We start from the raw sequence: 24,795 nt of genomic DNA on the forward strand, positions 1-24,795 counted from the left end.
CCTGCTGCGCGAGCTGGCGCCGCAGGTCCTCGGCGTCCTCGTCCGCCGGTCCGGGGACCTCGCCGACGCGGAGGACGCCCTGCAGGACGCGCTGCTCGCGGCCACCACCCAGTGGCCGACCGACGGGCTGCCGGACAACCCGCGCGGCTGGCTGATCGTGGTCGGCCAGAACAAGCTGGTGGATCGGTACCGCAGCGAGGACGCGCGACGACGCCGCGAGGAGCTCGTCACCGCGATGGAGGCGGTCGAGCAGGCGGAGGCGCCGCAGGCCGACGACTCGCTGCTCCTGCTGTTCGGCTGCTGTCACCCGGCGCTCAGCCCGGCGTCCGCGATCGCGCTCACGCTCCGGTCCGTCGGCGGCCTGACCACGGCGGAGATCGCGCGGGCGTTCCTGGTCCCGGAGCCGACGATGGCGCAGCGGCTCAGCCGGGCGCGCCGCACGCTGCGAGAGCTGGACGGGCCGTTCCGGATGCCGTCGGCGGACGAGTACGGCGAGCGGCTCCGCGCCGTCCTGCGCGTGCTGTACCTGATGTTCAACGAGGGGTACGCCAGCACCACGGGCGCGACCGTGGCCCGCGCCGACCTGGCCGTCGAGGCGCTGCGCCTGACCCGGACCCTGCACGCGAGCCTCCCCGACGACCCCGAGGTCACCGGACTGCTCGCCCTGGTGCTGCTCACCGACGCCCGCCGACCCGCCCGCACCGGGCCGCACGGCGAGCTGGTCTCGCTGGCCGACCAGGACCGCGCGGTCTGGGACCGCGCCATGGTCGACGAAGGCATCGCGCTGGTCGAGGACGCGCTCGTGCGCGGCGCCGTGGGGGAGTACCAGCTCCAGGCCGCGATCGCCGCCGTGCACGACGAGGCGCCGAGCACCGACGCGACGGACTGGCCCCAGCTGCTCGCGCTCTACGCGCTGCTCGAGCGGATGACCGGCAACCCGATGGTGACGCTCAACCGCGCGGTGGCGCTCGCGATGGTCGACGGACCCGACGCCGGCCTGGCCCTGCTGACGACGCTCGACGACCGGCTGCCCGGTCACCACCGCCTCGCCGCCGTGCGCGGACACCTGCTCGAACGTGCCGGCCGCCCGCAGGAGGCCGCCGACCAGCTGCTCCTGGCATCGCACGGGACCACCAGCCTCGCGGAGCGCGACTACCTCCGGGTGCAGGTGGCGCGGCTGCGGCGAGGGCTGACACCCTGAACCGCGTGACCGTCGACGCGCACGTCCTCCTGTCTCCCGCCGTCACCAACCTTCGGGACGTGGGGGGCCGGGCCACGGCCGACGGCGGCACCGTCGCGACCGGCATCGCCTACCGGTCGGCCGAGCTGACGGACGAGTCGGTCGTCACGGATGCCACGCTCGCGGACCTCGGCATCCGGACGGTCGTCGACCTGCGCACCGATGCCGAGCGCGACCCGCGCCCCGACCGGCTGCCCGCCGGCGCGCAGCACCTCGTGCTCGACGTGCTAGCGGACCTGCCCGTCAGCGCGGCGGCGCAGCTGCCGGCGCTGTTCGCCGCGGGCCGGGTCGACGAGTTCGCGCGCCTCGACCTGATGGGGGAGATGCTCGCGGTCTACCGGCACCTGGTCCTCGACCGCTCCGCGCAGGCGGCGTACGCGGCGTTCGTCCGCACGGTGCTCGACCCCGAGCGGACGCCCGTGCTGTTCCACTGCACGGCCGGCAAGGACCGCACCGGGTGGGCGGCGACCATCCTGCTGCTCGCGGCGGGCGTCGACGAGGCCGGGGCGTCCGAGGAGTTCCTCGCCGTGAACCCCGCGGTCCGCGCGACGTTCGCGCCGCTCCTCGACCGGTTCACCGACGCCGGGGGCGACCCCGACGTGCTGCGTCCGATGCTCGAGGTCCGGGTCGAGTTCTTCGAGGCCGCCCTGGCCGCCGTCCGGGAGCAGTTCGGTACGTTCGAGGGCTACCTGACGGACGGTCTCGGGCTGAGCCTGATCGAGGTCGAGGCCCTCCGCAGGACGCTTCGCACGAACGGGTGACGCGTTGGACCGTTCGGGTGGTCCGGTATGTCCGATATTGCTGACTCACCCGGTCGCGCCCACGATGGGCAGATCGCATCTCCCGCGACGCAGCGTCGTCTGAAACCAGGCGCCGAGGGAAAGGCATGCCTGTGGCCGACGAGATCACGTCCCCCATCCGACGGGGCGCGCACGACATCGCGGTCGAGCGCGACAGGGTCCGCCGCAGACGGGTGTACCGCGCCTCCGCCGTCGTGATCGCGATCGAGACGTGGGTCATCGTCAACGCGCTGCTGGACCGCCCGATCCTGCCGGCGATGCCCACGGTCGACCCGCTGGTCCTCGTGCCGGTGCTGTTCTTCGCGGCGCTGCTGCTCCTGCTGGTCGGCACGCAGATGGGTTCCGCGCGGTCCCCGCACGTGGTCTACCGGCCGGAGCAGGTGGACGTGCGGCTCGACGACGTCATCGGGATCGACCCCGTCAAGGAGGACGTGCGGCGCTCCATCGACCTGTTCCAGACGCACAAGCAGTTCGCCGAGCAGATGGGCGGGACGCCCCGTCGCGGCCTGCTGTTCGAGGGCCTGCCCGGCACCGGCAAGACGATGACCGCCAAGGCGATGGCCGCGGAGGCGGGGGTGCCGTTCCTGTTTGTCTCCGCGACGTCGTTCCAGTCGATGTACTACGGCGCCACCGCCAAGAAGATCCGCGCGTACTTCAAGGCGCTGCGCAAGGCTGCCCGGACCGAGGGCGGTGCGATCGGCTTCATCGAGGAGATCGACGCCATCGCCATGCGCCGCGGCGGCATGTCGTCCGCCGCGGTGGCGTCCAGCCCGTTCGACGCGTTCCGGGTTCCGCACATGGTCACCAACGCGGTGGTCAGCGAGGGCACCGGGGGAGTCGTGAACGAGCTGCTGGTGCAGATGCAGTCGTTCGACCAGCCCACGGGGTCCGACAAGTTCGTCAACTGGTTCATCGCGCGCATCAACCTGCTGCTGCCGGCGTCCCGCCAGCTCCAGCAGCGCAAGCCGGTCAAGGCGCCGATCCTGCTGATCGCCGCCACCAACCGCGCCGACCACCTCGACCCGGCCCTGCTGCGCCCCGGCCGCTTCGACCGTCGGCTGACGTTCGCCACCCCGGACGCGGTGGGCCGACGCGCACTCGTCGACCACTTCCTGGCCCGGCGCTCCACCGACTCCGAGCTGAACGACCCGGCCCTGCGGGACCGCCTCGCCGCGGCGACCAACGGATGGACGCCGGTCATGATCGAGCACCTGCTGGACGAGGCGCTGGTCAACGCGCTGCGCCGCGGCTCGATGGCGATGACGTACGCGGACGTCGAGCACGCGCGGATCACCGAGATGGTCGGCATCGGCCACCCGGTCCGCTACACCGAGGGCGAGCAGCGGCTCATCGCCACCCACGAGGCCGGCCACGCCGTCACCGCATGGCTCGCGGCGCCGAACCGGACCCTCGAGGTGCTGACGATCATCCGCCGCGGCGACGCTCTCGGACTGCTCGCGCACGGCGACTGCGAGGAGGTCTGGACCCACTCGCACTACGACCTGCGCGCGCTCGTGCAGATCGCGATGGGCGGCTGGGTGGCCGAGGAGCTGTTCTTCGGGCAGACCAGCACCGGCCCCGCCGGCGACCTCGCATCGGCCACGCGGACCGCTGCGCAGATGGTCGGCGCGGCCGGGATGACCGGCTCGCTCATCTCGTTCGCCGCCACGCCCCACGACCTGGTCTCCGCGGTGCTCAGCGACGCGCAGGCCCGCGCCCAGCTCGAGGCCGTCCTCGACGACGCCCGGACCACCGTGCGCCGGATGCTGTCCCGGCACCGCCACCTGGTCGAGGCGCTGCGGGACGCGCTGCTGGAGCGGCACGAGCTCATCGGCGAGGAGATCACCGACGTGCTCGAGGCGGCGACCGTGGCCCAGGAACAGCTGCTGGCGCGCGAGGAGAGCGACAAGCTGGCAGCCGGTGCGGCGGCGGTTGCCGCAGGCATCGCGGCTGCCGCCGGTGCGGCGGCGGAGCGGCTGCGGGTGGCTTAGCCTTCGGGACGTGCCCGAGGGTCATACCGTCCACCGCATCGCCCGCCAGCTCACCCAGGACCTCGTCGGTCGGCGTCTGGCTGTGAGCTCCCCGCAGGGCCGGTTCGCGGCGGGTGCGGCGCGGATCGACGGCCAGGTCCTGGTGGCCGCGGACGCCGTCGGCAAGCAGCTGTTCTGCACGTTCGAGTCGGGTGACGTCCTGCGCGTGCACCTGGGCCTGTACGGCGCGTGGGACTTCTACGGGTCGCTCACGCCGCTGGTCCCCGGAGGGTTCGCCGCCGGCAGCATGGGCGCTCCCCGGCTGCGCAGGATCGTGCGGATGGGTGAGGACGAGCGGGAGAGCCCTGCGGAGGAAGGCGGGCTCGTCGCCACGTTCCCACCCGAGCCCGTCGGCCAGGTGCGGGTGCGGCTCGCCTCCGACTCGACCGTCGCCGACCTGCGGGGGCCGTCGGCGTGCGAGGTGCTCGACCCCGCCGGTACGGCAGCGGCGATCGAGCGGCTCGGACCCGACCCGGCGTCGACCGACGACCTCGCCGCGGCCGGCGACGTGATGGTGGACCGGCTGACCTCCCGGAACGTGGCCGTCGGGCAGCTGCTCATGGACCAGTCGGTGGTCGCGGGCATCGGCAACATCTACCGCGCCGAGCTGCTGTTCCGTGCCCGCCTGGACCCGCACACCCCCGGGCGTCGGGTGCCCACCGACGTCGCCCGGGCGCTGTGGGACGACTGGACCGTCCAGCTGGCCGACGGCATCGAGCGGGGCTTCATCCTCACGCGCGACGACCTGTCGGACGCGCAGCGCGACGACGCGGTCACCGACTCGTCGCTGCGCCACTGGGTGTACCACCGCACCGGCTTCCCGTGCCTGGTCAGCGGCACTCCGGTGGTCGTGGAGGAGATGGCCGGGCGCAAGCTCTACTGGTGCCCCGCCTGCCAGGTCTGACCACGAACCGGGCTCACGACCTCATCCGTTCGCCCACCGGGACGTCCGCGGCGAGCGTGTTGGCGCGGGTGGCCAACGGGCAGGTCCACGCCGGGTCGTAGGCGCACGACGGGTTGTACGCGAAGTTCAGGTCGATGACGAGCCTGTCCCGGGCCATGCCGAGATCCGCGCCCTTGACGGTGTCCAGCAGGTAGCGCCCACCGCCGTACGTGCCGCCCGGCGCGCCGGCCAGCGCGTCCTTCACCGGCACGAACAGGCCACCTCCGTAGCCGCGGAGCACCCACACGGCGAGCCTGCCCAGGTCGCCCAGCTCGACGGTCCCGATGCGCTCGAAGGGCACGAGCCCGTCGGTGCCTGTGCTGACGTCGAGCCGCTGCGCCGTGGCGGGGCGGACCTCGCACTCGAACCGGTAGGCCGGGTCGTAGTGCGGGATGTCGAGGCCCTCGAACGCCGCCTTGGTCGCCGCGTCGAGCGGCGACGCGGGGTGCTCGGCGAGCAGCTCGTCGCGTCGCTGGACCCAGACCGCGTGCGCGGACGCCGGGTCGTCGGCGGCGATCCGGCGCACGTCGGCGTAGATCCCGGCGACGCGACGACGCCAGTCGGCGACCGCGAACGGCTCGTCGGCGGGATGGCGGCCAGGGGTCAGCACGGGGAAGCCAGGGATCACCCGCCCACCGTCGCACGGCGCGCTGTCCGGGGTCGACCTGTGTGAGGGTGGTCCGCATGGATCTGCGCATCTTCACCGAGCCCCAGCAGGGGGCCACGTACGACGACCTGCTCGCCGTCGCCAGGGCCACGGAGGACCTCGGCTTCGACGCCTTCTTCCGCTCCGACCACTACCTCAGCATGGGCGACGGCGACGGTCTGCCGGGACCCACCGACGCGTGGACGACGCTGGCGGGCCTGGCGCGGGAGACCAGCCGGATCCGGCTGGGCACACTGGTCTCGTCGGCCACGTTCCGGCACCCGGGCGTCCTGGCGATCCAGGTGGCGCAGGTGGACCAGATGTCGGGCGGCCGCGTCGAGCTGGGCCTCGGTGCCGGGTGGTTCGCGCAGGAGCACGCGGCGTACGGGATCCCGTTCCCCGAGAAGCGGTTCGGTCTGCTCACCGAGCAGCTCGAGCTGATCACCGGGATGTGGGGGACGCCGGTGGGTGAGCACTACGACTTCGCGGGCGAGCACTACCAGCTGAAGCGCTCACCCGCGCTGCCCAAGCCGGTGCAGGCGCAGGTGCCGATCATCGTCGGCGGCAGCGGTCCCAAGCGCACGCCTGCGCTGGCTGCGAGGTTCGCCGCCGAGTTCAACCAGTCGTTCCCCGCGCCGGCCGACGTCGCGGAGCGCGTGGCCACCGTCCGGGCGGCGTGCGAGGAGGTCGGCCGAGACCCGTCGACCCTCACGTTCTCCGTGGCGCAGGTGCTGTGCGCGGGTCGCGACGACGCCGAGGTGGCCCGTCGGGCGGCCGCCATCGGGCGTGACGCGGTCGAGGTGCGTGCCGTCGGGTTCGCCGGGACGCCGACCGCCGTGGTCGACCGGATCGGCTCCTACCGGGAGCTCGGCATCACGCGGGTGTACCTGCAGGTGCTGGACCTGCACGACCTGGACCACCTGGAACTCGTGGCGTCGGAGGTGGCGTCACAGCTGGGGTGACCTGTGGCTGACGTGCACGGGAGCCCCGCGACCTCGCTAGGGTCCCGGCATGCGCGGCCTGTACGCACTCAAACCCTGGTACACCCGGCAGCTCGACGGCATCGTCCGCTGGGCGGTCCGCGGGGGCGTGTCCCCTGACGTCTTCACGTGGCTGGGCGTGGTCAGCGCGGCTACCGCGGGCGTGGCGGTCGCCGTCGGCTGGTGGTTCCTCGTGCTCGTCCTGCTGGCGGGGCGGCTCGCGGGCGCCAACCTCGACGGCGCGGTCGCCCGTGCGCGGGGGGTGTCGCGCCCCTGGGGGTTCGTGCTCAACGAGATCGGGGACCGGCTCAGCGACCTGCTCATGTTCGCCGGCCTGGCCGTGCTGCTGGGGCGCGAGCAGGGCACGTCGGGGCTCGTGCTCGTGATGGTCGCCGCGGTCGTCGCGACGCTGCCGACGGTCGCGTCGCTGGCCGGCGCAGGGGCGGGTGCGCCGCGGCTGAACGGGGGACCGTTCGGCAAGACGGAACGCTGCCTCGCCGTGGTCCTCCTGGTGGCTGCGCCCGCGCTGTCGCCCCTCGTGCTGCCCGTGATGATCGGGATGTCGCTGGTGACGGCCGTTACACGACTGCGCGAGCTGCGCCGGTTGCTCGCGTGAAGCGCGCGTGAACCTCGTGCCGGACCTCGACATCCACCTCGTGCTGGCCGGGTGGCACCTCGACCTCGAGGGTCGGGCCGTCTGGCTGCTGGCGGTCAGCGTCACGATCCTGGCGCTCGCGGCCGTCCCGGTGTTCCTGTCGGGCAAGCCCGAGCTCCGCCGCCGCTGGACCACGTGGGCGCTGATCCTGCCCGTCATCGGGATCCCCATGTGGCTCGGTCCCGGGCCGACGGCGGCGCTCGCGGCGCTGCTCGCGCTCCAGGCGGTGCGCGAGTTCGCCGCGATGATGCGGCTGCCTCGCGCCGAGACGACGCTCCTGCTGGTGCTCGCGGTCGTCTACCCGGTGGCCGCCTGGCTCGCGCCGGACCTGCTCGGCCTGGTGCCGCTCGTGGCACTGCTCTGCGCGGTCCCCGCCCTGCTCTCAGGTGACTCGGAGCGGGGCCTGGAGCGCGCGACCCTGACGGCCTTCGGGTCGATCTGGCTGTGCTGGTCGCTGGCCAACCTCGTCCTGGTCGGCAGCGACGCGTACCTGCTGTGCTTCGCGGCCGCCGCCACCGACATCGCGGCCTGGTGCGGCGGGACAGGGCTGCGCCGGTTCACGTGGGCGCGACGACCACTCTCCCGGCTCAGTCCGAACAAGACCGTCGGCGGTATGGTCGGAGCCGCCGTCGGGGCTGCGATCGTGCTGGTCGTGCTGGACTCCGCCTCGCCGGGGCTGTATGTCGCCCTGCTGCTCGGAAGCGTCGGAGGAGACCTCTTGGAGTCGATGGTGAAGCGCCGCGCCGGGGTCAAGGATGCCGGGTCGTGGCTGCCCGGCTTCGGTGGCCTGCTCGACCGCGTGGACTCCCTGCTGCTGGTGCTCCCGCTCGCCGCGGTGCTCGCATGACGTCGCGCCGCCGGGTGGGCCTCCCGCCCGGGTTCAACCTGGCCGGCGCGGCGCGGCACACGTTCTGGCGCAACGTCTTCCACCTGGTCGGCGGGTACAAGGTGCGCGGCTCGGCGCCGTACGAGGCGATGGTCATCGTCGCCAACCACAGCTCGCACGCCGACACCCCGGCGCTGATCGCCGCCTTCCCCGCGCCGTACAAACCCGTGGTCGTGGCGGCGGAGGACTACTGGTTCGAGAAGGCGTGGATGCGGCTGGGCCTCAAGCTGGCGATCGGCGCGGTCCCGGTGCACCGCAACGGCGGCGGCTACGGCGGCCTGGTGGACGGCGCCCAGACGGTGCTGGGCGCCGGGTCAAGCCTGCTCGTGTTCCCCGAGGGCACCCGCAGCACCGACGGCCGGCTCGGGGAGCTGCGCAGCGGTGCCGTCCGGATCGCCCGCGAGTTCGACGTCCCGCTGCTGCCTGTCGCCATCGTCGGCACCCACGACCTGCTGCCCAAGGGCGGCGGGCTGCGCCCCGGCCCGGTCGAGGTCCGCCTCGGCCACCCCATCCAGCCGGAGGACCTCGTCGACGACGACATGTCTCCGGTCACCCACCAGCTCGAGGCGCTGCTCGCCGAGGGGCCCGCGACCGCGTCGCAGTCCCGCACGTGGAGCACCCTGCACCGGGCGATGGACGGCAACGCCGGGATGGCGGGCGCCGCCGTGTGGGGGTTCGCCGAGGCCGTGAGCTGGCCGGTGACCATGGAGATGTACCTGGCGGTCGTGGGCGTCGCCAACCCGCGCCGGATCCTGCCCGCGGCCGCGTGGCTCACCGCCGGGTCGGTCGCGGGCGTCCTGGTCACCTCCGAGCTGACCCGGCGCGGTCTGCGACCGCCCGCTCCGTTGACCACGGCCTCGATGCGCGACGAGGCCGCGCGGCACATGGCGGCCGGTGCGCGGGGCGTCTGGAAGCAGGCGGCCAACGGGGTCCCGGTCAAGCTCTACGCCGCCGCGGCAGGGGAGGCGGGCACCCCGCGGATCCCGCTCGCGTTCCATACGGCGGGTGCGCGCGGTGCGCGTGCGGCGGCGATGGGTGCGGCGATCGGTGGCGCGGCCGTGGTCGCGCACCCCGTGCTGAGGCGCTTCTACGTGCCGTACCTGGGCGTGCTCGGGGTGACCTACGCGGCTGGGCTCGCGCTCGTGATCCGCTCCTGGCGGCGCAGGGCGTCCGGCTGATCGTCCTCCCACGGTCTGACCAGCGCGACCACGGTGTGCACGAGCAGCACCACAAGGGCCACGTTCCGCGCGGCGAGCGTCAGCGTGACCGCGGGCTGGCCCGCGGTCACCTCGCTGTAGAACCAGGGGAACACCACCTGCGTCGCCGCCGCGGTGCCCAGCACGAGCCAGGCGGTCGTCCGCCAGCCGGGCAGCTGCAGCGCCAGGGCGACAGCCACGGGCGCCGCCAGCCAGCCGATGTACTGCGGCGATCCCACCTTGTTGAACACCAGCATCGCCAGCGTCAGGAGCATCGCGCCACGGACCAGGAGCTCCGTGCGCGCGATCCCGCCGGACCACATCCGGGCACCCAGCTGCTCGCGTCGCCACCACAGCAGCAACGCCGACGCGCCGAGCGCGAGGAAGAAGAGCGCCCCCAGCACGTCCGCGGCGCCCTGCGTGCCCGGTCCCGTGATCTCCCAGGTGACGAGCGGCTCGTTCAGGTAGCGCGTGATGGACGTGGAGAACAGCCCGGCGACCAGCCACGGCGTGGCCCCCGGCGCCTCGATCTGCAGCCCACGGTCCTCCTGCTCGGTGAGGAACGACGACACGTGGGGCAGGCCGCCGAGCGCCGCGACGGTGCCGACGACGACAGCGCAGACGATCGCGGCCGGCACGACCACGCTGCGCCACGGCCGGCGGACGGCCACGAACAACGCGATCAGCAACGCACCGGGCGCGACCTTGACCCACGCGGCGGTCGTCAGGAGCGCGGACGTGATGCGCGGGTGGTTCAGCGCGATGGACAGCGCCACGACGACAACGGGAGCGATGACGGCGTCGAGGCGGCCCATGGCGACCGGTCCGAGGAGCACGAGGAACGCGAGCCACCACCAGGCGCCCGCGGCGGTCGGGGGCTCGTGCGGGCGGTCGGGCCGACGCGTGTGCAGCAGGAACGCGAGCGCGACCGCGTCGAGCACGGTGACCATCAGCGCCCAGACCGCCGGATACGCGGAACCGCCGCCCGTCCCACCGATCGCGGCCGTGAGCATCGGGACGATAGCGCCCGCCGGGTACACCCACGAGCCGGAGAGCACGGGCCACTCGCCGCGGTTGATCCCGAGCCACATCCAGTAGCGGTAGAGGTCGAGGTCCCAGAACGCCTCCTGGGGGATCAGCACCAGGCCGACGAACGCGAGCCAGCCGTGCACCAGGACGAACGCGACCCACACGGCCGTGGTGGAGTGCAGCAGGCGGCGGAGCAGGACGACCTCCGAGGTTGGGCCGGACGTGGCCGACGGGCGGGCAGGGGTTCAGGCTAGCCCGCGCGCCGGGCCCGTCGCGGTCCCTCTCGCTGTGAGTGTCAGCCGGTGCGGGGCGGGGCCACCGGCGGAAGCACGCGCTCGCCGTCGACGTACTCGTCGTCACGCGGCGGGTCGTCGGGTGCGGGCGGTGCGTCCGGAGCCGTGGCCCGCACAGGGTCGGGTGTGACGTCTGGCTCGGTCATCGTCGACCTCCCTCGTCGTCCGTGGTCGGTGACCACGGCAGACACCCACGGTCGCACGGTCCTCACGGCCGCGCACGACGGGCGTCAGCCGGCGGCGGGGGTCTCCGTCGCGGCGGGGACGGCCGGTGCGACCACCTCGTCGAACGGGGTGCAGCCGGGCGGAGCCACGAGCGGGACTGCGGGGTCGAGGCCGACCGTGTCGATGGGCTTGAGCTCGGCGAACTCCGCGCCCAGCGCCAGGTCCAGGCTGGCGTCCGGTCGGGGGTCGAGCACGAGGACCGCGCCGTCGATGTGCGCGGCGAGGGTGTACGCCTGGGCCACGCCGCCGACCCCGAAGATGATGCGAGCTGTGCCGTCGTAGGAAGCGGCCGCGTTCTCCGTGGCCGCGACGACGAAGCGGCGCTCCGACAGGGCAGCCCCCGTCGCACCGGCCAGGCCGACCCGGTTGGTCGCGTTGAAGACCTTCACCGTGATCTGGTCGTAGGCCACCGGCAGCGCCCCGGCCGGGGGGCACGGGTACGGGTCCTGCGCAGCCGTGGGTGTGGCCACGGCTTGGAAGTCGCGGGCGAACACGGGCAGGTTCAGGCTTCCGGTGAACATCGCCGCGGCGCCGAGCCCGGCGAGCGCGAGGGCAGCGAGCAGCACGCCGAAGATGACGGCCTGCCGCTCGTGCATGTGCCGTCGACGCAGCTGCCGGGCCCGGTCCTGCTCGCTCACGTGATCACCAGCACCCGTGCGTGCAGCAGCGCGCGCTGGTGCAGCGCGGCCCGGACGGCCCTGTGCAGACCGTCCTCCAGGTACATCACGCCGCGGTACTGGACCACGTGCGCGAACAGGTCGCCGTAGAACGTCGAGTCCTCCGCGAGCAGCGCATCGAGGTCGAGGGTGCGCTTCGTGGTGACCAGCTCGTCGAGGCGCACCTGGCGCGGCGGGACCTCGGCCCACTGCTTGGCCGTCTCGAGCCCATGCTCGGGGTAGGGCCTGCCCTCGCCCACCGCCTTGAAGATCACGGAGGGAGTCTAGGTGACGCGCTCGTCGCCCGTACCTTCTCCGCGGGTGACGTCATCACGAGCCTCACGGGGCGGTGCGCACGGCGGCTTGGATAGCGATTTCCGTTGACGGGAGCGCTCTCGTCAACGGTATCCGGCGAATGTCGTAGCAGGGGTTGACTCGGGTGAATCAGGCGATACGGTCGTGGGCGGTCGGGGTCAACGGCGCCCCCGGCTTTCCTCGTCGGGAGCCAGCCCTCCACCCGTCGGGGGACGCCTAGCCGATTGAAAGGATTCAACGATGAGTCTGACGCAACGACGAGGTTCTACGCCGCCACGAGGCCGCACGTCGGCACAGCGCGCCCGCACGATCACTGCCATCGCCGGCTCCGTCGTGCTCGTCGGCACGCTGGCGGCCGTGCCCGCGACGGCCGCCCCCGCGACGAGCCAGGTCGCCACGACCGGTGGCCACGGACCCACCCGCGGTCCCGACGGTCTGACTCTGGAGCACCTCGACCGCGGACTCGTCGCGGCCAGCACCCCCGAAGGGGTCTTCCTCTCGTGGCGGCTGCTCGCCAGCGAGGTCACCGGCACCACCGCGACCGGCCTGACCGGACCGGACTTCGCCGTCTACCGAGACGGCGCGCTGCTCGGCACGGTCACCGACTCCACCAACTTCGTCGACCCCGCCGGTACTGCGACGTCCCGCTACCGGGTCGCCGCGGTCGTTGACGGTGCCGAGGTCGACGGGGCCGAGGCGACCCCGTGGGCTCAGCCCAGCCTCGACATCCCCCTGCACAAGCCGGCCGACGGCGTCACCCCGGTGGGCGAGGCGTACACGTACTCGGCCAACGACATGTCGGTCGGCGACGTCGACGGCGACGGCCAGTACGAGTACATCGTCAAGTGGGACCCGTCGAACTCCAAGGACGTGAGCCAGGTCGGCTACACGGGCAACGTCTTCGTGGACGCCTATGAGCAGGACGGCACGCAGCTGTGGCGCATCGACCTCGGCGTGAACATCCGCGCCGGCGCGCACTACACGCAGTTCCCCGTCTACGACTACGACGGTGACGGCAAGGCCGAGCTGATGATGAAGACGGCCCCCGGCAGCAAGATCACGACGTACGGGGCCGACGGGTCGGTGCTCAGCGAGGAGTTCGTGACGCTGCCCGGGCGCGACCGCGCCGCGGGAGTCACCGACACCGTCGACTACCGACTGAGCAAGCAGGGGTACTTCGACCACCTGGTGACCATGCTCGAGGGCTGGAGCAGCCACCCCGAGGTCGTCGCGGGCCACTGGCCCTCGACGGTCGAGGCGGCGCTCGGCATCGCGCCGCAGTACGCGTACCCGCTGTCGCACGAGGACGCGACGGCGCTCGCCAACTACTTCATCGACGTCTACGCGCCCAGCCGCAGCGCCCGCAACGTGCTGCGCAACTTCGAGGGCTTCATCGTCGACGGTCCCGAGTACCTCACGGTGTTCGAGGGGGCGACCGGCAAGGAGCTCCAGACCATCGACTACAAGCCGGGTCGTGACGACGACGGTCTGCTGTGGGGCGACTACGCGATGGCCCGCATCGAGCCCGGCAACCGCGTCGACCGCTTCCTGGCCGGCGTCGCATACCTCGACGGGCAGACGCCGTCGGCGGTCTTCGCCCGTGGCTACTACACGCGCACGACGCTCGTCGCGTACGACTGGGACGGCAAGAACCTCGAGGAGCGCTGGTACGTCGACTCGGGTCATGTCCCGATGACCAACCCGTTCAACGACGGCCCGCACGGCCGCGACGGCACCGACCCGGTGTACGGGAAGATCACCACGCAGGGCTTCCACTCGCTGTCCGCGTCCGACGTGGACGGCGACGGCAAGCAGGAGATCGTCTACGGCGCCGCGACGATCGACGACGACGGCTCTGTCCTGTACTCCTCGTTCGACACCCTGCCCGCCGGCAGCGCTGCGCCCGGTGAGGTGGTTCGTCTCGGTCACGGCGACGCCATGCACGTGACCGACATCGACCCGGACCGTCCGGGCCTGGAGATCTTCACGGCCCACGAGGGCGCCACGTACGCGCCCTACGGCATGGCGATGCGCGACGCCAAGACCGGCGAGGTCCTGTTCGGCGTGTACTCCGGGCGGGACACCGGCCGCGCGATGATCGGCGACGTGCTCCCGTCGGTGCGCGGCAGCGAGGTGTGGGCCAGCCTGCCCGGGGGCTCCGACGCGCTGGGGCTGTACTCGGCGGCCGGCGCCGTCACCCCGGGCCCCATCCCCGGCACCAACATGAGCATCAAGTGGCTGCCGGACGGGACCACGCAGATCGTCAACGGCTCCGCGGCGCAGGACGTCACGATCGACGACTGGACCCGGGGTCGTCAGCTGACCGCCACGGGCACGCGGTCGAACAACGGCACCAAGGGCAACCCGTCGCTGGTGGCGGACGTCCTGGGTGACTCCCGCGAGGAGCTGCTGGTCCGCACCGCGGACTCGTCGGCGATCCGCCTGTTCATCAACACCGGGCTGAGCCACACGAAGATGTACACGCTCATGCACGACCCGCAGTACCGGGTCGAGGTGGCCCGTCAGCAGACTACCTACAACCAGCCGTCCTACGTGGGCTTCTACCTGGCCTCCGACACCGACTACACGCAGGTGCCGGTGCCGTCGTACTTCGCGCCGGGCAGCATCGACGCCCTGCGCGACGCGACCGAGGCGCAGATCGCGGCCGGTGCGATCACGGGCCCCGTGGTCGGGCCGCTGCTCGCCGCGATCCAGGTGGCCGACAAGACCGCCGACGCGGGCAACGAGGAGGCCGCTGTGAAGTCGCTGACGGCGTACGTAGAGCTCCTCACACCGCGGACGGGGCCGTCGACGGTGACACCTGGCGCCCGGGCGCTCCTCGGGTACCAGGCTCAGCAGGTGATCTCGATGCTCGACTGACGGTCGAGGATCGAGGGGTCGCGAGGGCAAGCGCGACCCACGGGCGCCGGTCGGGATCACTCCCGACCGGCGCCCTTCTGCGTGTCGCCGGTCTGTGCGTTCCTGCCGCGAACAAGCAATGGCTGACGCGACAGCGCGCCGTGGCGGCACTCATGGCTCATGCGTCGGCTGAGGGTGGGGAACGGGGATCCGGCTCCACCCGGTGGGGCGGCCGCTCACGACGAAGCCCCCGCCGCCTCACAGGGCGACGGGGGCTTCATCGAGCCGAGCGTCAGACGCGGTAGAGCGCCGTCATCGGGCAGTTGAACGGGTCGCGGTCGGGCTTCCCGACGGTGTTCAGGTACTTCACGATGATCGCGTACGACCGCGGCAGCGAGACCTGCACGTACGGGATGTTGTGCTCCCGGCAGTACGCCTCGACGATCGGCTTCGCGCGGCGCAGGGACGGGCGGGGCATCGACGGGAACAGGTGGTGCTCGACCTGGTGGTTGAGCCCGCCCATGAGCACGTCGACCCACTTGCCGCCGCCGATGTTCCGGCTGGTCAGCACCTGGCGGCGCAGGAAGTCGAGGCGCGAGTCCTTGGGGATCAGCGGCATGCCCTTGTGGTTCGGGGCGAACGAGGCGCCCATGTAGAACCCGAAGACACCCATCTGCACGGCCAGGAAGACCAGCGCGATCGGCCAGGACATGGCCAGGAAGACGAGGGCGGTGCCGCCGACGAGCCGGATGCTCATCATCACGATCTCAGCGGCACGGTGCTCGAGCTTCTCCCGCGACGAGAGCCGCTTGATCGCGGCGATGTGCAGCGCGAGGCCTTCGAGCAGCAGGAGCGGGAAGAAGAACCAGCCCTGGTGGTTGATGAACCAGACCGACAGCGGCTTGGTGCGCTTCGCGGCCTGCTCGGGCGTGAAGGCGAGGACCTCGAGGTCGATGTCGGGGTCGGTGTCGATCTTGTTCGGGTTGGCGTGGTGGCGCGTGTGCTTGCGCTGCCACCAGCCGTGGCTCAGGCCGACGAACAGGTCGGCCAGCACGAGGGACGTCCAGTTGTTGGCGCGTCCGTCGGCGAAGATCTGGCGGTGCGCGGCGTCGTGGCCGAGGAACGCGACCTGCGTGAGGATCACGGCGGCGGCGAAGGCGACGGCTATCTGCCACCAGGAGTCACCCACCAGGATGATCGTGGCGATCAGGCCGAAGACGGCGACGACGGCGGCGGAGAGCCGCACGGCGTAGTGCGCGGGGCGACGCTTCATCAGGCCGGCGGCCTGGATGGTGCGCGTCAGCTCGGTGAAGTCGCTGACGGCGCGGTCGCGCGGGCGTTGGGGTGTGTCGGTAAGCGTCTGGGAGCTCACGGGGGTCCGTCCTGTCGGTCGTGCAGAGCGCGGCGCGAGTTCGGTCGGGGGATGAGCTGGATCGGAGGCGCCTCGGTGATGATGCGACGGGACCCCGGCCACAAGGCCGGGGTCCCGTGCGATGGAGCTATGAGCTCAGATCAGCTCAGAGAGGCGTGATGTTCGACGCCTGCGGGCCCTTCGGGCCCTGCGTGACCTCGAACTGAACCTTCTGGTTCTCCTCGAGCGTGCGGTAGCCGCTCGTGGTGATGGCGGAGTAGTGCGCGAAGACGTCGGGTCCGCCGTCCTCGGGGGCGATGAAGCCGAAGCCCTTCTCGGCGTTGAACCACTTCACGGTGCCAACAGGCATGATGCTCTCTTCTCTCACGTGCGGTATGGACAACTCCCGGGTGACCGGGACCGGTATTCACGGTGTTCGTCGTCCGTCTCCGAGGTGGTCCTCGAGAACGTCCTGCCGGGTTTCCCCTGGCCGTCATGACAAGCGATTCACTGCGACTACAGGTCTAACCGTACGGCACTATGGCTCTGACCGGAACGTAGGACGTGAAACGGTCTGCTCACACTCCCCGGCGCGGAGGGGTTGGGTCCCCTCTGCGAGCCCCACGGACTGTTGCTAGGTTCGCCGGGACGACGCGCCGGGAGGATCGATGAGCGAGCACGACGACCGCTGTCCGTGCGGCTCGGGGGAGACGTACGGCGAGTGCTGCGGCCGCTACCTGGCCGCCGGCCGCCGGGCACCGACCGCCGAGGCGCTGATGCGCTCGCGCTACACGGGCTTCGCGACGCGGGCCACCCACTACCTGCTCGCCACCTGGCACCCGAGCACGCGGCCCGAGGTCCTCGAGCTGGACGACGCCATGGTCTGGCACCGGCTGGACGTGGTCCGCACGGACGCCGGCGGCCCGTGGGACGACGCCGGCACCGTCGAGTTCGTCGCCCACTACCGGCTCGACGACGGGACCGTGATCGGTCAGCGCGGCCGGCTGCACGAGACCAGCCGCTTCGTGCGCGAGGACGGTCGCTGGCTCTACGTGGACGGCGGCATCGGCCTGTAGTCCCGACGCGCGGGATGTCGGCGCCGCGCGGCAGGATGCAGGGATGCTGCTGGTCGACCTGGCGACGACGTCGTCCGCCCTCGCGACGACGCGGTCGCGGCTGGCCAAGCGTGCGCTCCTGGTCGACCTGCTCCGTCGGACACCGCCCGAGGACGTCGGGATCGTCTCGCGGTACCTCGGGGGTCAGCTTCGCCAGCGGCGGACCGGGCTGGGCTGGCGCTCGCTGACGTCCCTGCCGTCGCCGGCAGCCGACCCCTCGCTGACCGTGGCGGGGGTCGACGCCGTGTTCGAGCAGATGTCGCGGCTGGAGGGCCCCGGCTCCGTGATCAGCAGGAACGCGCTTGCGGCCGAGCTGTTCGGAGCAGCCACCGCGGACGAGCAGCGGCTCCTGGGCGGTCTGGTGACCGGTGAGCTGCGGCAGGGGTCGCTCGACGCACTGCTCCTGGACGCCGTCGCGGAGGCCGCGGGGGTCCCGCCGGAGGTCGTGCGCAGAGCCGCGATGCTCGCGGGCGACACCGAGCCGGTCGCGGTCGCCGCCCTGACGTCCCCCGATCCGGTCGCGGCGCTCGCGGGCTTCACGCTCACGGCCGGCCGGCCGGTCCGGCCCATGCTGGCGCAGTCGGCGCCCGACGTGGACGGAGCCTGGGCGAGCCTCGGTCCCGGTCCGGTGGTCGTCGACTCCAAGCTCGACGGCATCCGCATCCAGGTCCATCGCCAGGGTCCCGACGTGAGCGTGTTCACGCGCAGCCTCGACGACATCACCAGTCGGGTTCCGGAGATCGTGGCGGTCGTCCAGGCGATGCCGGCGTCGACCCTCGTGCTCGACGGCGAGGCGCTGGCCGTCGGCCCGGACGGTCGCCCGCGACCGTTCCAGGAGACGGCGGCGCGCTCGGCCACCAAGGACGCCGAGGTCGCCGCCGTGACCACGTTGACGCCGTTCTTCTTCGACGCGCTGCACGTCGACGGCGTCGACCTGCTCGACGCACCGCTGCTGCGGCGCCTCGACGCGCTCGACACGGTGGCCGGTGCGTCGGTGGTGCACCGGCTCGTCACGTCCGACGTCACGGAGGCCCGCGACTACTTCGCCGCCGTGGTGGCCGCCGGGCAGGAAGGCGTCGTCATCAAGGCGGCCGACGCTCCGTACGAGGCCGGGCGGCGTGGCGCCGCGTGGATCAAGGTCAAGCCGAGGCACACCCTCGACCTCGTGGTGCTGGCCGTCGAGCGGGGGTCCGGGCGGCGGCAGGGGCTGCTGTCGAACATCCACCTCGGCGCCCGCGACGGGGACGGGTTCGTGATGCTCGGCAAGACGTTCAAGGGCATGACCGACGAGATGCTGGCGTGGCAGACGGAGCGGTTCCGGGAGCTGCAGGTCTCCGACGACGACTGGGTGGTGACCGTGCGGCCGGAGCAGGTGGTCGAGATCGCGTTCGACGGGTTGCAGACCTCGACGCGGTACCCCGGCGGGCTCGCGCTGCGGTTCGCGCGTGTGGTCCGCTACCGCGACGACAAGACGGCGGCGGAGGCGGACACGATCGTCACGGTGCGCGCGCTGGCGGGTCTGCGGTGAGCCTGTTCCGTCGGCGGACCGGGTGGACGCTTGCCGACGCCGTCGAGAAGCACGCGGCCGCGCCGAACTCGTTCCGCATCCCCAGCGACGACGCGAAGGCCTCCGCGCAGGTGGGGGACCGCGTCAAGCTCGTCGTCGAGCCGGACTCGGGCCTGGTCGAGCGCGTGTGGGTCCGGGTGACTGCGGTCGGTGAGGTCGAGCTCGAGGGGAGCCTGAACAGCGACCCCGCGGAGCTGCGCGGTCTGCACGCCGGTGACACGGTGCAGTTCGAGCGACGGCACATCGTCGCGATCACCCCGCATCGGTCCGACCCCGGACCGACCTGATCTGTCGGACTCTGGACCGTGCCCGCAAGGTCGACTTCCGCGCGACCGGCCACAGTCGGTTACGTTCGGCCGGTGCCGACTCCCATCCCCGAGCTCGTCCGATGAGCACGGCGAGCGTCGTCGGTGGCGGACCGGCTGGGCTGATCGCCGCCGAGGTGCTGGCCCGGGCTGGTGTCGCGGTCACGGTGTACGACCGCATGCCGTCGCCGGCCCGTAAGTTCCTCCTGGCCGGTCACGGCGGGCTGAACCTCACGCACAGCGAGGATCGCGACCCCTTCCTGGCCCGGTACGGCAGCTCCGCCGACCGGCTCGCGCCGATGCTCGAGGTGTTCGGCCCGGAGGACCTGCGCGACTGGTGCGCGGGGCTGGGGGAGCCGACGTTCGTCGGGTCGAGCGGGCGGGTGTTCCCACGGTCGTTCCGCGCGACACCGCTGGTCCGTGCGTGGTTGTCGCGGCTGGCCGACCTCGGGGTGCGGATCGAGCGACGGAGCCTCTGGATGGGCTGGGCCGACGAGGGCCTGCGCCTGACGGCCGTCGACGGACAGGAGACCTCGGTGGCGGCCGATGTCACGGTGTTCGCGCTCGGTGGTGCGTCGTGGCCGAGGCTCGGTTCCGACGGCGGATGGGTCGGCCCGTTCTCCGATCGGGGCGTGGCGGTGGCACCCCTGCGACCGGCGAACGTCGGGATGCGTGTCGGCTGGACCGACGTGTTCGCCGACCGGTTCGAGGGCACGCCGCTCAAGCACGTCTCGCTGACGGTCCAGGGTCGGCCGGGTCCCGCGGTGCAGGGCGACGCGATGGTTACCCGGGCAGGGATCGAGGGTGGACCGGTCTATGCGATCGGCGCCGCGGTCCGCGACGCCCTCGACGCCGACGGTCGGTGCATCGTCGATGTCGACCTGCGTCCCGCGCTGACGGTCGACCAGGTCGCTGACCGGTTGGCGCGCCGTCGACCCAAGGACTCCGCCTCGAACTGGCTGCGTCGGACCCTCGGCCTGGACCCGGTCGCCATCGCGCTGCTCCGGGAGGCGGGCGCCGCCCTGCCGACCGACCCGGGGGCGATGACTGCTCGGGTGAAGTCGGTGCCGGTGCTGGTGGCCGCGACGATGCCGATCGAGAAGGCGATCTCCACCGCCGGCGGCATCGCGTGGTCCGAGGTCGACGAAGCGCTCATGCTCCGCCGGCTGCCCGGAACGTTCGTGGCGGGCGAGATGCTCGACTGGGAGGCGCCCACGGGTGGCTACCTGCTGCAGGCGTCGTTCAGCACCGGGGTGGTCGCGGCGCAAGGTGCGCTGGCGCGCCTCTGACGACGGCTCAGCCGCACTCGTCGCAGATGCCGGTCGCGGGCAGGGTCATCGAGCACGTCGGGCAGATCGCCGACGGCGCCTCCCGCACGGCGGTCGCTCTCACGACGGGCGTCCGCGGAGCCCGCGGCGCGCGCGCGGAACGCACCGGCGCCGGCCGGAGCGCGACCACGGGTTCAGTCACGTCGAAACCCCGCTTGCGCAGGATCGCGACGGCGCCGTCCGTGCTGCTGCCGAACTCCTCGGAGGTGGCGAGCCGGCCAGTCGCGAGACGGTGCGCGACACCGACGACGGCCCTCAGGTCGTAGCTGCGTCCGTCGTGCAGGAGCGCGTAGCCGGGGAGCGGCTCGAAACCGTAGACGTCGAGGAAGCCCGTGTCCCCACGGGAGTCGTACTCGGCGATCGCCTGGAGGACGTGCTGTCTCGACACGGAGGAGAAGGTGGCCACGACGACGAGCCTACGGCGAGCGGCGGTCCGGCTCGCCGGCCGGCCGCCGCCCTCAGGACGTCACGGCCTCACGTCCCGGGGCCTGGAGCAGCGTGCTCGGGCCGTGCAGACCGTTGCAGGTGTCACGCATCCTCCGGTGTGGGTAGTCAGGTCGGCCGCCCGAAGACGACTCACTGCTTCGCCCTGGACGGCATGCCCGGCGAGGAGCACGATGAGATACGCATCGACCGATCCGGCAGGGGGTCGTCCGCGAGCGACCGAGTCGCCAGGGGGGCGCGAGGGTGCCGTCTGAACGTCGCGCGGCGGCTCCCAGCCGCACAGCCGGGCGGCCCATCTCCCGGGCAGTCGTCCTGTCCGTTGCCGCTTTCGGCCTTGCGGTCGCGGTCGTGTGGGTACTGGCGGCGGTGATGCCGGCGAGGATCTATCCCTCGATCTCCCTCGCGGCCGTCGGCTCGTTGGACAAGGACCAGCGTCTCGAGGTGTACCTCGCGACAGCGGAGCTGCAGGCGTCCACCCGCACGGCGCTATTGCAGATCGGTGGCGTGCTCACCGTGATCTCTGCGGCGATACTGGCATGGAATCAATTCGCGGCCGCTCAGCGCAAACAGCGTGAGGACAACCATCTGGCCGTCTTCGGGCAGGCCGTGGACGCGCTTTCCGGCAGCACGGTGGGAGTCCGAGTTGCAGGCCTGCACCAGCTGGCGATCCTCGCGGAGCAGTCGCCCGAGCATCGCGCTGCGTGTGCCCGCGCCTTCGCCGAGACTGTGCGGGCCGGTGCCCCGTGGCCGCCGACCGAGAGCCGACCGAAGGCTGAGAGGTTCACCAGCGTCGAGGCGCTCCGCCGCCAGCCGCTGCCTCCCGAGGTGACCGCTGCCTTCGAGTTCCTGTCGACCCTGAGCAGTGCGTACCCGGGCTCGGTCGGCCGAGCAGCCATCGGTGCGGCGGATCTCCGCGGATCGGTCCTCCCCCGCGTCGTCGTCCAGGAGCTCGACCTCGCCGGCTGCCAGTTAAGGCACAGCGACCTCACCAAGGCGTCGTTCATCAGGTGCAACCTGGCGGGCGCCGACTTTCGAGATGCCGTGATTCGTGGGGCACGTTTCGTGGAATGTGGGCTGGCGCATGCCGACTTCGGGGGCGCGCAGTACGACACGGAGACGGCCGTCGTCGGCGGCAGCTACGACCGGAACACGAGGTGGCACGTGGAGGGCTTCACGCCTGCGGGAGCGGAGCTCCTGCCGGACGCATGAGCTACCGGCTCGTCTCGTGGTCTTCCGCATCGCTCAACAGGGTTGGCCTCCTGGAAAGGACTGGTGACAGAGATGCCGGATCGACAATTCGTCGGACGTGACCACCTGCTCGAGAGCATCGCGATCGAAGCCGACGGCCGCGACAGTGCGCCTGTCGCGGACGTGGTCGGCAAGCTGGGTACCGGCAAGACGTCCCTGCTCTCGGCACTCAAGGAACGGCGACGGGGTCGGCCGGGCGGCGACTCTGCTACGACCATCATGGTGGACCTCGCGGACTACGACCCGGGTCACCCCGGACAGACCGGTGCCAAGGCGTCGATAGGCGCTGTGCAGGCGAGCTTCAACCAGTTCGCGGCGTTGCTTCGACAGCTGGTTGCCGAAGGATGCGATCAGGGCTCGCGTGCCCGGATGGCCGACGTCGTCAACGAGGCGCGCAGCCAGGACGTCTATGCAGGCAGGGTCAGCAGCATCGAGACGAGTCTTCTGGAGATCAAGGCGCCCTTCAGCACCCGCCAGCTCGCCGATGCATGGAGGTCGGCGGCGAACCGTGTCGCCCTCGGCTTCCTCGACATCTGGCACGCGGCCGACACCGACCGCCTGCTCCTGCTGGACAACTACGACCGCGTGGCCGACCAGGAGATCGGGCGGTGGCTACGGAGCCTGCTCAGCTCGACCGCGGGGACCGACGCGCCGTCCGGACCGTTGCGTCGCACCGCGGTCGTCCTGGCGCGCGGTCCGGGCCTGCGCGACATCGACGTGCCGTCGCCAGTGACGTCATGGCAGGTCGGCAACCTCGACCTGCGCGAGGTGAGCAAGTACCTCGTCTGGGTCGGGGGAAGCACGCCCGACGACGAGACGGCGAAGCTCGTCTTCGAGATCACCGGTGGACATCCGGCGACCCTTCGCCTGGTCCAGGAGCTGATCTGGGGTCGTGGCGTCGGTCCTGCCGGCCGCCAGGTGAAGACGGACGATTCGGAGCCGGACCTCAACCGGCTGACGACGCACCACGAGGAGCGTGCGGCCGAGCTCGTGGAGTCCCTGGTGAAGCGGCTTGACGAGCCGGTGCTTCTCGATGCGGTGCGCGCGGCAGCGGTGCCCAGGCGCTTCGATGAGCCCTTGCTCAGGGCTCTCCTGAAGAAGGGCAGACAACGGGACACGGTCGAGCAGCCATGGTCGTCAGGTGAGCTGTTCGTGTGGCTGCGCGACCTGCCGTTCATGGAGCCCGCGTCGGGCAAGATGCGTCGTGTCCATGAGTACGTTCGGGAGAGCATCCTGATTCGCCTGCAGGTCACGGATCCCGACGGACTGGAAGAGCTCCACGGGCGTGCCGCGTCCTTCTATGCGTCCGCGCTCACCAAGCACAAGGTGCGAACCGCCACCGACACCCTCGAATACGGTGACTTCTTCTTGATGGAGAAGCGGGAGTGGCAGGACAAGAAGCGCGAGTGGCTCTACCACGCCGCGCGTCTCACAGGTGACGAGCACCGGCACGGTGTCGTGCTGGAAGCGGCGAGGCTCTTCCTGGATGCCTTCTGGTGGTGGGGCAACTATGTCCACTTCGACTTCTGCGATCAGCTGCTCGCCGACCTGGAACTGCTAGTCAGCCGACGGGAAGCGACCGAGCCTGACGCGAGCGGCCATCGTGACGGGGAGGACGTCCCAGACTGGCCCCAGATGGAGAGTCTGTACCGCGGGCTCTCCGAGCTGGTCGCCGAGTACCCGCTCCGCTCGCAGAAGACCCCGCACGCCGACTGGCCCGCCGTTCGAGCCGCCCTGGTGAGGATCCAGATGGCCTGCAAGCTGGACACGCTGCCCGCGCGACCCACCGAGCGTCAGCGTCATATCTCCGCGTTGCTGTGCATCTTCATGGCGCACACATGGCGTTATCAGGCTCATGCAGGCGAAGGAGGTACCGACGATCGCCGCCTTGCGGAGCAGATGTACAGGCTGGCTGACGAGCGGCTGGGACCGTTCCGCGGTCTGAAGGAGGACAGGTGGGACAGAGCCTGGGTGGTGTTCGAGCTGGCCGACATGCTGTGGACCTGGGCCTTCCGCGACGAGCCACCCGCGCGGGAGGTGCTGGCCCGCATCGACGAGCTCTGGGGGCGAGCGGCGCGGATCGCCCAGCCTGTGACCGTCCCCGGCGGGACGGTCGAGCAGAGCCCGGGCGTCGACCCGACCGCGCCCCCGAGCGGGGAGACTGACTGGAGCGAGGTCGAGCACGAGCTGTCCAGCAACCTCCACCGGCTGCGTGGGGACATCCATCGCGCCCTGGGACGGCTGACGGAGGCTGCACAGTCCTACGGCCGAGCCGTGCTGCACGCGTACCTGTTCCACATCATCGGCGGACCGCCTGATGAGTACACCCTGCAGTTCCATGTCGATGCCAAGGCGTGGGCGATCAGCTTTGTCCGTGACCTCTGGGTCGATGAGAAGGAAGCCCTCGCCGTCGAGTGCAGCCTGGAGATGAAGAAGGCGTCCGGGCCTGCCGGGCTTGTCGAGCAGGTCCCCACGGAGGCCCACCTCCGCCAGCTGCTGACCGATGCCAGCGCCGAGCCGCCAATCCCCGTTCCGCTCGCCAACGCGCTCTTCGTCCCCGGCCCGGTGGTCAGGGACCTTGGGGTCGAAGGGTCCGCGTACGCGACGACCGTCGGGATGGCGTTCTCGGTCTTGGACCCCAGGGTCTCGATGGATCTGCACTCACCGGCCTAGGGTTCGTCCCT

Annotated in this window: 24 protein-coding genes; 15 read left to right on the forward strand and 9 right to left on the reverse strand. The window is 71.7% G+C overall.

Features of this window, described 5'->3' with window-relative positions:
• The first annotated feature begins 4 nt into the window (after window positions 1-4).
• From ASG23_RS13510 to ASG23_RS13525, 4 genes are all read left to right on the forward strand, one after another.
• Window positions 5-1,201: an RNA polymerase sigma factor gene (locus ASG23_RS13510; protein ID WP_327019472.1), complete on the forward strand. Its 1,197-nt coding sequence runs from the start codon at window positions 5-7 to the stop codon at window positions 1,199-1,201.
• 5 nt (window positions 1,202-1,206) lie between these two features.
• Window positions 1,207-2,001, forward strand: coding sequence for a tyrosine-protein phosphatase (locus tag ASG23_RS13515; RefSeq protein ID WP_056025779.1), 795 nt, complete (start codon window positions 1,207-1,209; stop codon window positions 1,999-2,001).
• A 125-nt stretch (window positions 2,002-2,126) separates the two neighbouring features.
• On the forward strand, window positions 2,127-4,031 hold the full coding sequence (locus ASG23_RS13520) for an AAA family ATPase (RefSeq protein ID WP_056025781.1): 1,905 nt from the start codon (window positions 2,127-2,129) through the stop codon (window positions 4,029-4,031).
• A gap of 10 nt (window positions 4,032-4,041) precedes the next feature.
• Window positions 4,042-4,974, forward strand: a complete 933-nt coding sequence (locus ASG23_RS13525; RefSeq protein WP_056025783.1) for an Fpg/Nei family DNA glycosylase — start codon at window positions 4,042-4,044, stop codon at window positions 4,972-4,974.
• 13 nt (window positions 4,975-4,987) lie between these two features.
• Here ASG23_RS13525 and ASG23_RS13530 read toward each other — a convergent pair whose 3' ends face one another.
• The gene (locus ASG23_RS13530) at window positions 4,988-5,638 is read right to left on the reverse strand and encodes a DUF1684 domain-containing protein (protein ID WP_235521121.1); all 651 of its coding nucleotides are present in this window, start codon (window positions 5,636-5,638) and stop codon (window positions 4,988-4,990) included.
• Between the two features lie 59 nt (window positions 5,639-5,697).
• Here ASG23_RS13530 and ASG23_RS13535 point away from each other — a divergent pair, with 59 nt between their 5' ends.
• The 4 genes from ASG23_RS13535 to ASG23_RS13550 are packed head-to-tail and all read left to right on the forward strand — an operon-like array spanning window position 5,698 to window position 9,358.
• A complete protein-coding gene (locus tag ASG23_RS13535) occupies window positions 5,698-6,621 on the forward strand; it encodes an LLM class F420-dependent oxidoreductase (protein WP_056025785.1) in 924 nt (307 codons plus the stop codon).
• A 49-nt stretch (window positions 6,622-6,670) separates the two neighbouring features.
• On the forward strand, window positions 6,671-7,255 hold the full coding sequence (locus tag ASG23_RS13540; RefSeq protein WP_056025787.1) for a CDP-alcohol phosphatidyltransferase family protein: 585 nt from the start codon (window positions 6,671-6,673) through the stop codon (window positions 7,253-7,255).
• A gap of 7 nt (window positions 7,256-7,262) precedes the next feature.
• A complete protein-coding gene (locus ASG23_RS13545; protein ID WP_056025788.1) occupies window positions 7,263-8,141 on the forward strand; it encodes a phosphatidate cytidylyltransferase in 879 nt (292 codons plus the stop codon).
• Complete coding sequence (locus ASG23_RS13550) at window positions 8,138-9,358, forward strand: lysophospholipid acyltransferase family protein (protein ID WP_056025789.1); 1,221 nt, start codon at window positions 8,138-8,140, stop codon at window positions 9,356-9,358. The genes ASG23_RS13545 and ASG23_RS13550 overlap by 4 nt, the downstream gene beginning before the upstream one ends.
• Here ASG23_RS13550 and ASG23_RS13555 read toward each other — a convergent pair.
• The 4 genes from ASG23_RS13555 to ASG23_RS13565 all read right to left on the reverse strand — a co-directional run bounded on the left by ASG23_RS13555 (window position 9,301) and on the right by ASG23_RS13565 (window position 11,854).
• Window positions 9,301-10,569 (reverse strand): glycosyltransferase 87 family protein, encoded by a 1,269-nt coding sequence (locus ASG23_RS13555; RefSeq protein WP_056025791.1) that lies wholly within the window; start codon window positions 10,567-10,569, stop codon window positions 9,301-9,303. The genes ASG23_RS13550 and ASG23_RS13555 overlap by 58 nt on opposite strands.
• A 131-nt stretch (window positions 10,570-10,700) precedes the next feature.
• A complete protein-coding gene (locus tag ASG23_RS19950) occupies window positions 10,701-10,844 on the reverse strand; it encodes a hypothetical protein (protein ID WP_157465663.1) in 144 nt (47 codons plus the stop codon).
• Window positions 10,845-10,928: 84 nt separating this feature from the next.
• A complete protein-coding gene (locus ASG23_RS13560; protein ID WP_056025793.1) occupies window positions 10,929-11,561 on the reverse strand; it encodes a LytR C-terminal domain-containing protein in 633 nt (210 codons plus the stop codon).
• Window positions 11,558-11,854, reverse strand: coding sequence for a type II toxin-antitoxin system VapB family antitoxin (locus ASG23_RS13565; protein ID WP_056025794.1), 297 nt, complete (start codon window positions 11,852-11,854; stop codon window positions 11,558-11,560). Before ASG23_RS13565 ends, ASG23_RS13560 begins: the two co-directional genes overlap by 4 nt.
• A gap of 280 nt (window positions 11,855-12,134) precedes the next feature.
• Here ASG23_RS13565 and ASG23_RS13570 point away from each other — a divergent pair, with 280 nt between their 5' ends.
• The gene (locus ASG23_RS13570; protein WP_162242693.1) at window positions 12,135-14,774 is read left to right on the forward strand and encodes a rhamnogalacturonan lyase; all 2,640 of its coding nucleotides are present in this window, start codon (window positions 12,135-12,137) and stop codon (window positions 14,772-14,774) included.
• 271 nt (window positions 14,775-15,045) lie between these two features.
• Here the strand turns inward: ASG23_RS13570 and ASG23_RS13575 are convergent, their stop codons facing one another.
• Both ASG23_RS13575 and ASG23_RS13580 read right to left on the reverse strand, forming a co-directional pair.
• Window positions 15,046-16,125, reverse strand: a complete 1,080-nt coding sequence (locus ASG23_RS13575; RefSeq protein WP_056025799.1) for a fatty acid desaturase family protein — start codon at window positions 16,123-16,125, stop codon at window positions 15,046-15,048.
• 145 nt (window positions 16,126-16,270) lie between these two features.
• Window positions 16,271-16,474 (reverse strand): cold-shock protein, encoded by a 204-nt coding sequence (locus ASG23_RS13580; RefSeq protein WP_028049733.1) that lies wholly within the window; start codon window positions 16,472-16,474, stop codon window positions 16,271-16,273.
• Window positions 16,475-16,772: 298 nt separating this feature from the next.
• Here ASG23_RS13580 and ASG23_RS13585 point away from each other — a divergent pair, with 298 nt between their 5' ends.
• From ASG23_RS13585 to ASG23_RS13600, 4 genes are all read left to right on the forward strand, one after another.
• Window positions 16,773-17,180 carry a YchJ family protein gene (locus ASG23_RS13585; protein WP_056025801.1) on the forward strand — a complete coding sequence of 136 codons (408 nt, stop codon included), beginning with the start codon at window positions 16,773-16,775 and terminating at the stop codon, window positions 17,178-17,180.
• A 43-nt stretch (window positions 17,181-17,223) separates the two neighbouring features.
• On the forward strand, window positions 17,224-18,747 hold the full coding sequence (locus ASG23_RS13590; protein ID WP_056025802.1) for an ATP-dependent DNA ligase: 1,524 nt from the start codon (window positions 17,224-17,226) through the stop codon (window positions 18,745-18,747).
• Complete coding sequence (locus tag ASG23_RS13595; RefSeq protein ID WP_056025803.1) at window positions 18,744-19,073, forward strand: DUF2314 domain-containing protein; 330 nt, start codon at window positions 18,744-18,746, stop codon at window positions 19,071-19,073. The genes ASG23_RS13590 and ASG23_RS13595 overlap by 4 nt, the downstream gene beginning before the upstream one ends.
• Window positions 19,074-19,174: 101 nt before the next feature.
• Entirely contained in the window at window positions 19,175-20,380 is a 1,206-nt protein-coding gene (locus ASG23_RS13600; protein ID WP_056025805.1) for an NAD(P)/FAD-dependent oxidoreductase, read from the forward strand.
• Between the two features lie 7 nt (window positions 20,381-20,387).
• Here the strand turns inward: ASG23_RS13600 and ASG23_RS13605 are convergent, their stop codons facing one another.
• Window positions 20,388-20,825: a hypothetical protein gene (locus ASG23_RS13605; RefSeq protein WP_056025807.1), complete on the reverse strand. Its 438-nt coding sequence runs from the start codon at window positions 20,823-20,825 to the stop codon at window positions 20,388-20,390.
• 386 nt (window positions 20,826-21,211) lie between these two features.
• Between ASG23_RS13605 and ASG23_RS13610 the strand changes: the two genes are divergently transcribed.
• Window positions 21,212-22,072 carry a pentapeptide repeat-containing protein gene (locus ASG23_RS13610; protein WP_056025809.1) on the forward strand — a complete coding sequence of 287 codons (861 nt, stop codon included), beginning with the start codon at window positions 21,212-21,214 and terminating at the stop codon, window positions 22,070-22,072.
• A 33-nt stretch (window positions 22,073-22,105) separates the two neighbouring features.
• Here the strand turns inward: ASG23_RS13610 and ASG23_RS19955 are convergent, their stop codons facing one another.
• On the reverse strand, window positions 22,106-22,651 hold the full coding sequence (locus ASG23_RS19955; RefSeq protein WP_157465664.1) for a hypothetical protein: 546 nt from the start codon (window positions 22,649-22,651) through the stop codon (window positions 22,106-22,108).
• A 228-nt stretch (window positions 22,652-22,879) separates the two neighbouring features.
• On the opposite strand from ASG23_RS19955, the gene ASG23_RS13615 reads away from it, so the two are divergent.
• Window positions 22,880-24,784 (forward strand): hypothetical protein, encoded by a 1,905-nt coding sequence (locus ASG23_RS13615; protein WP_157465665.1) that lies wholly within the window; start codon window positions 22,880-22,882, stop codon window positions 24,782-24,784.
• The last annotated feature ends 11 nt before the right edge of the window (window positions 24,785-24,795 follow it).

The organism is Cellulomonas sp. Leaf395, from assembly GCF_001424125.1.
Classification (GTDB): domain Bacteria; phylum Actinomycetota; class Actinomycetes; order Actinomycetales; family Cellulomonadaceae; genus Cellulomonas.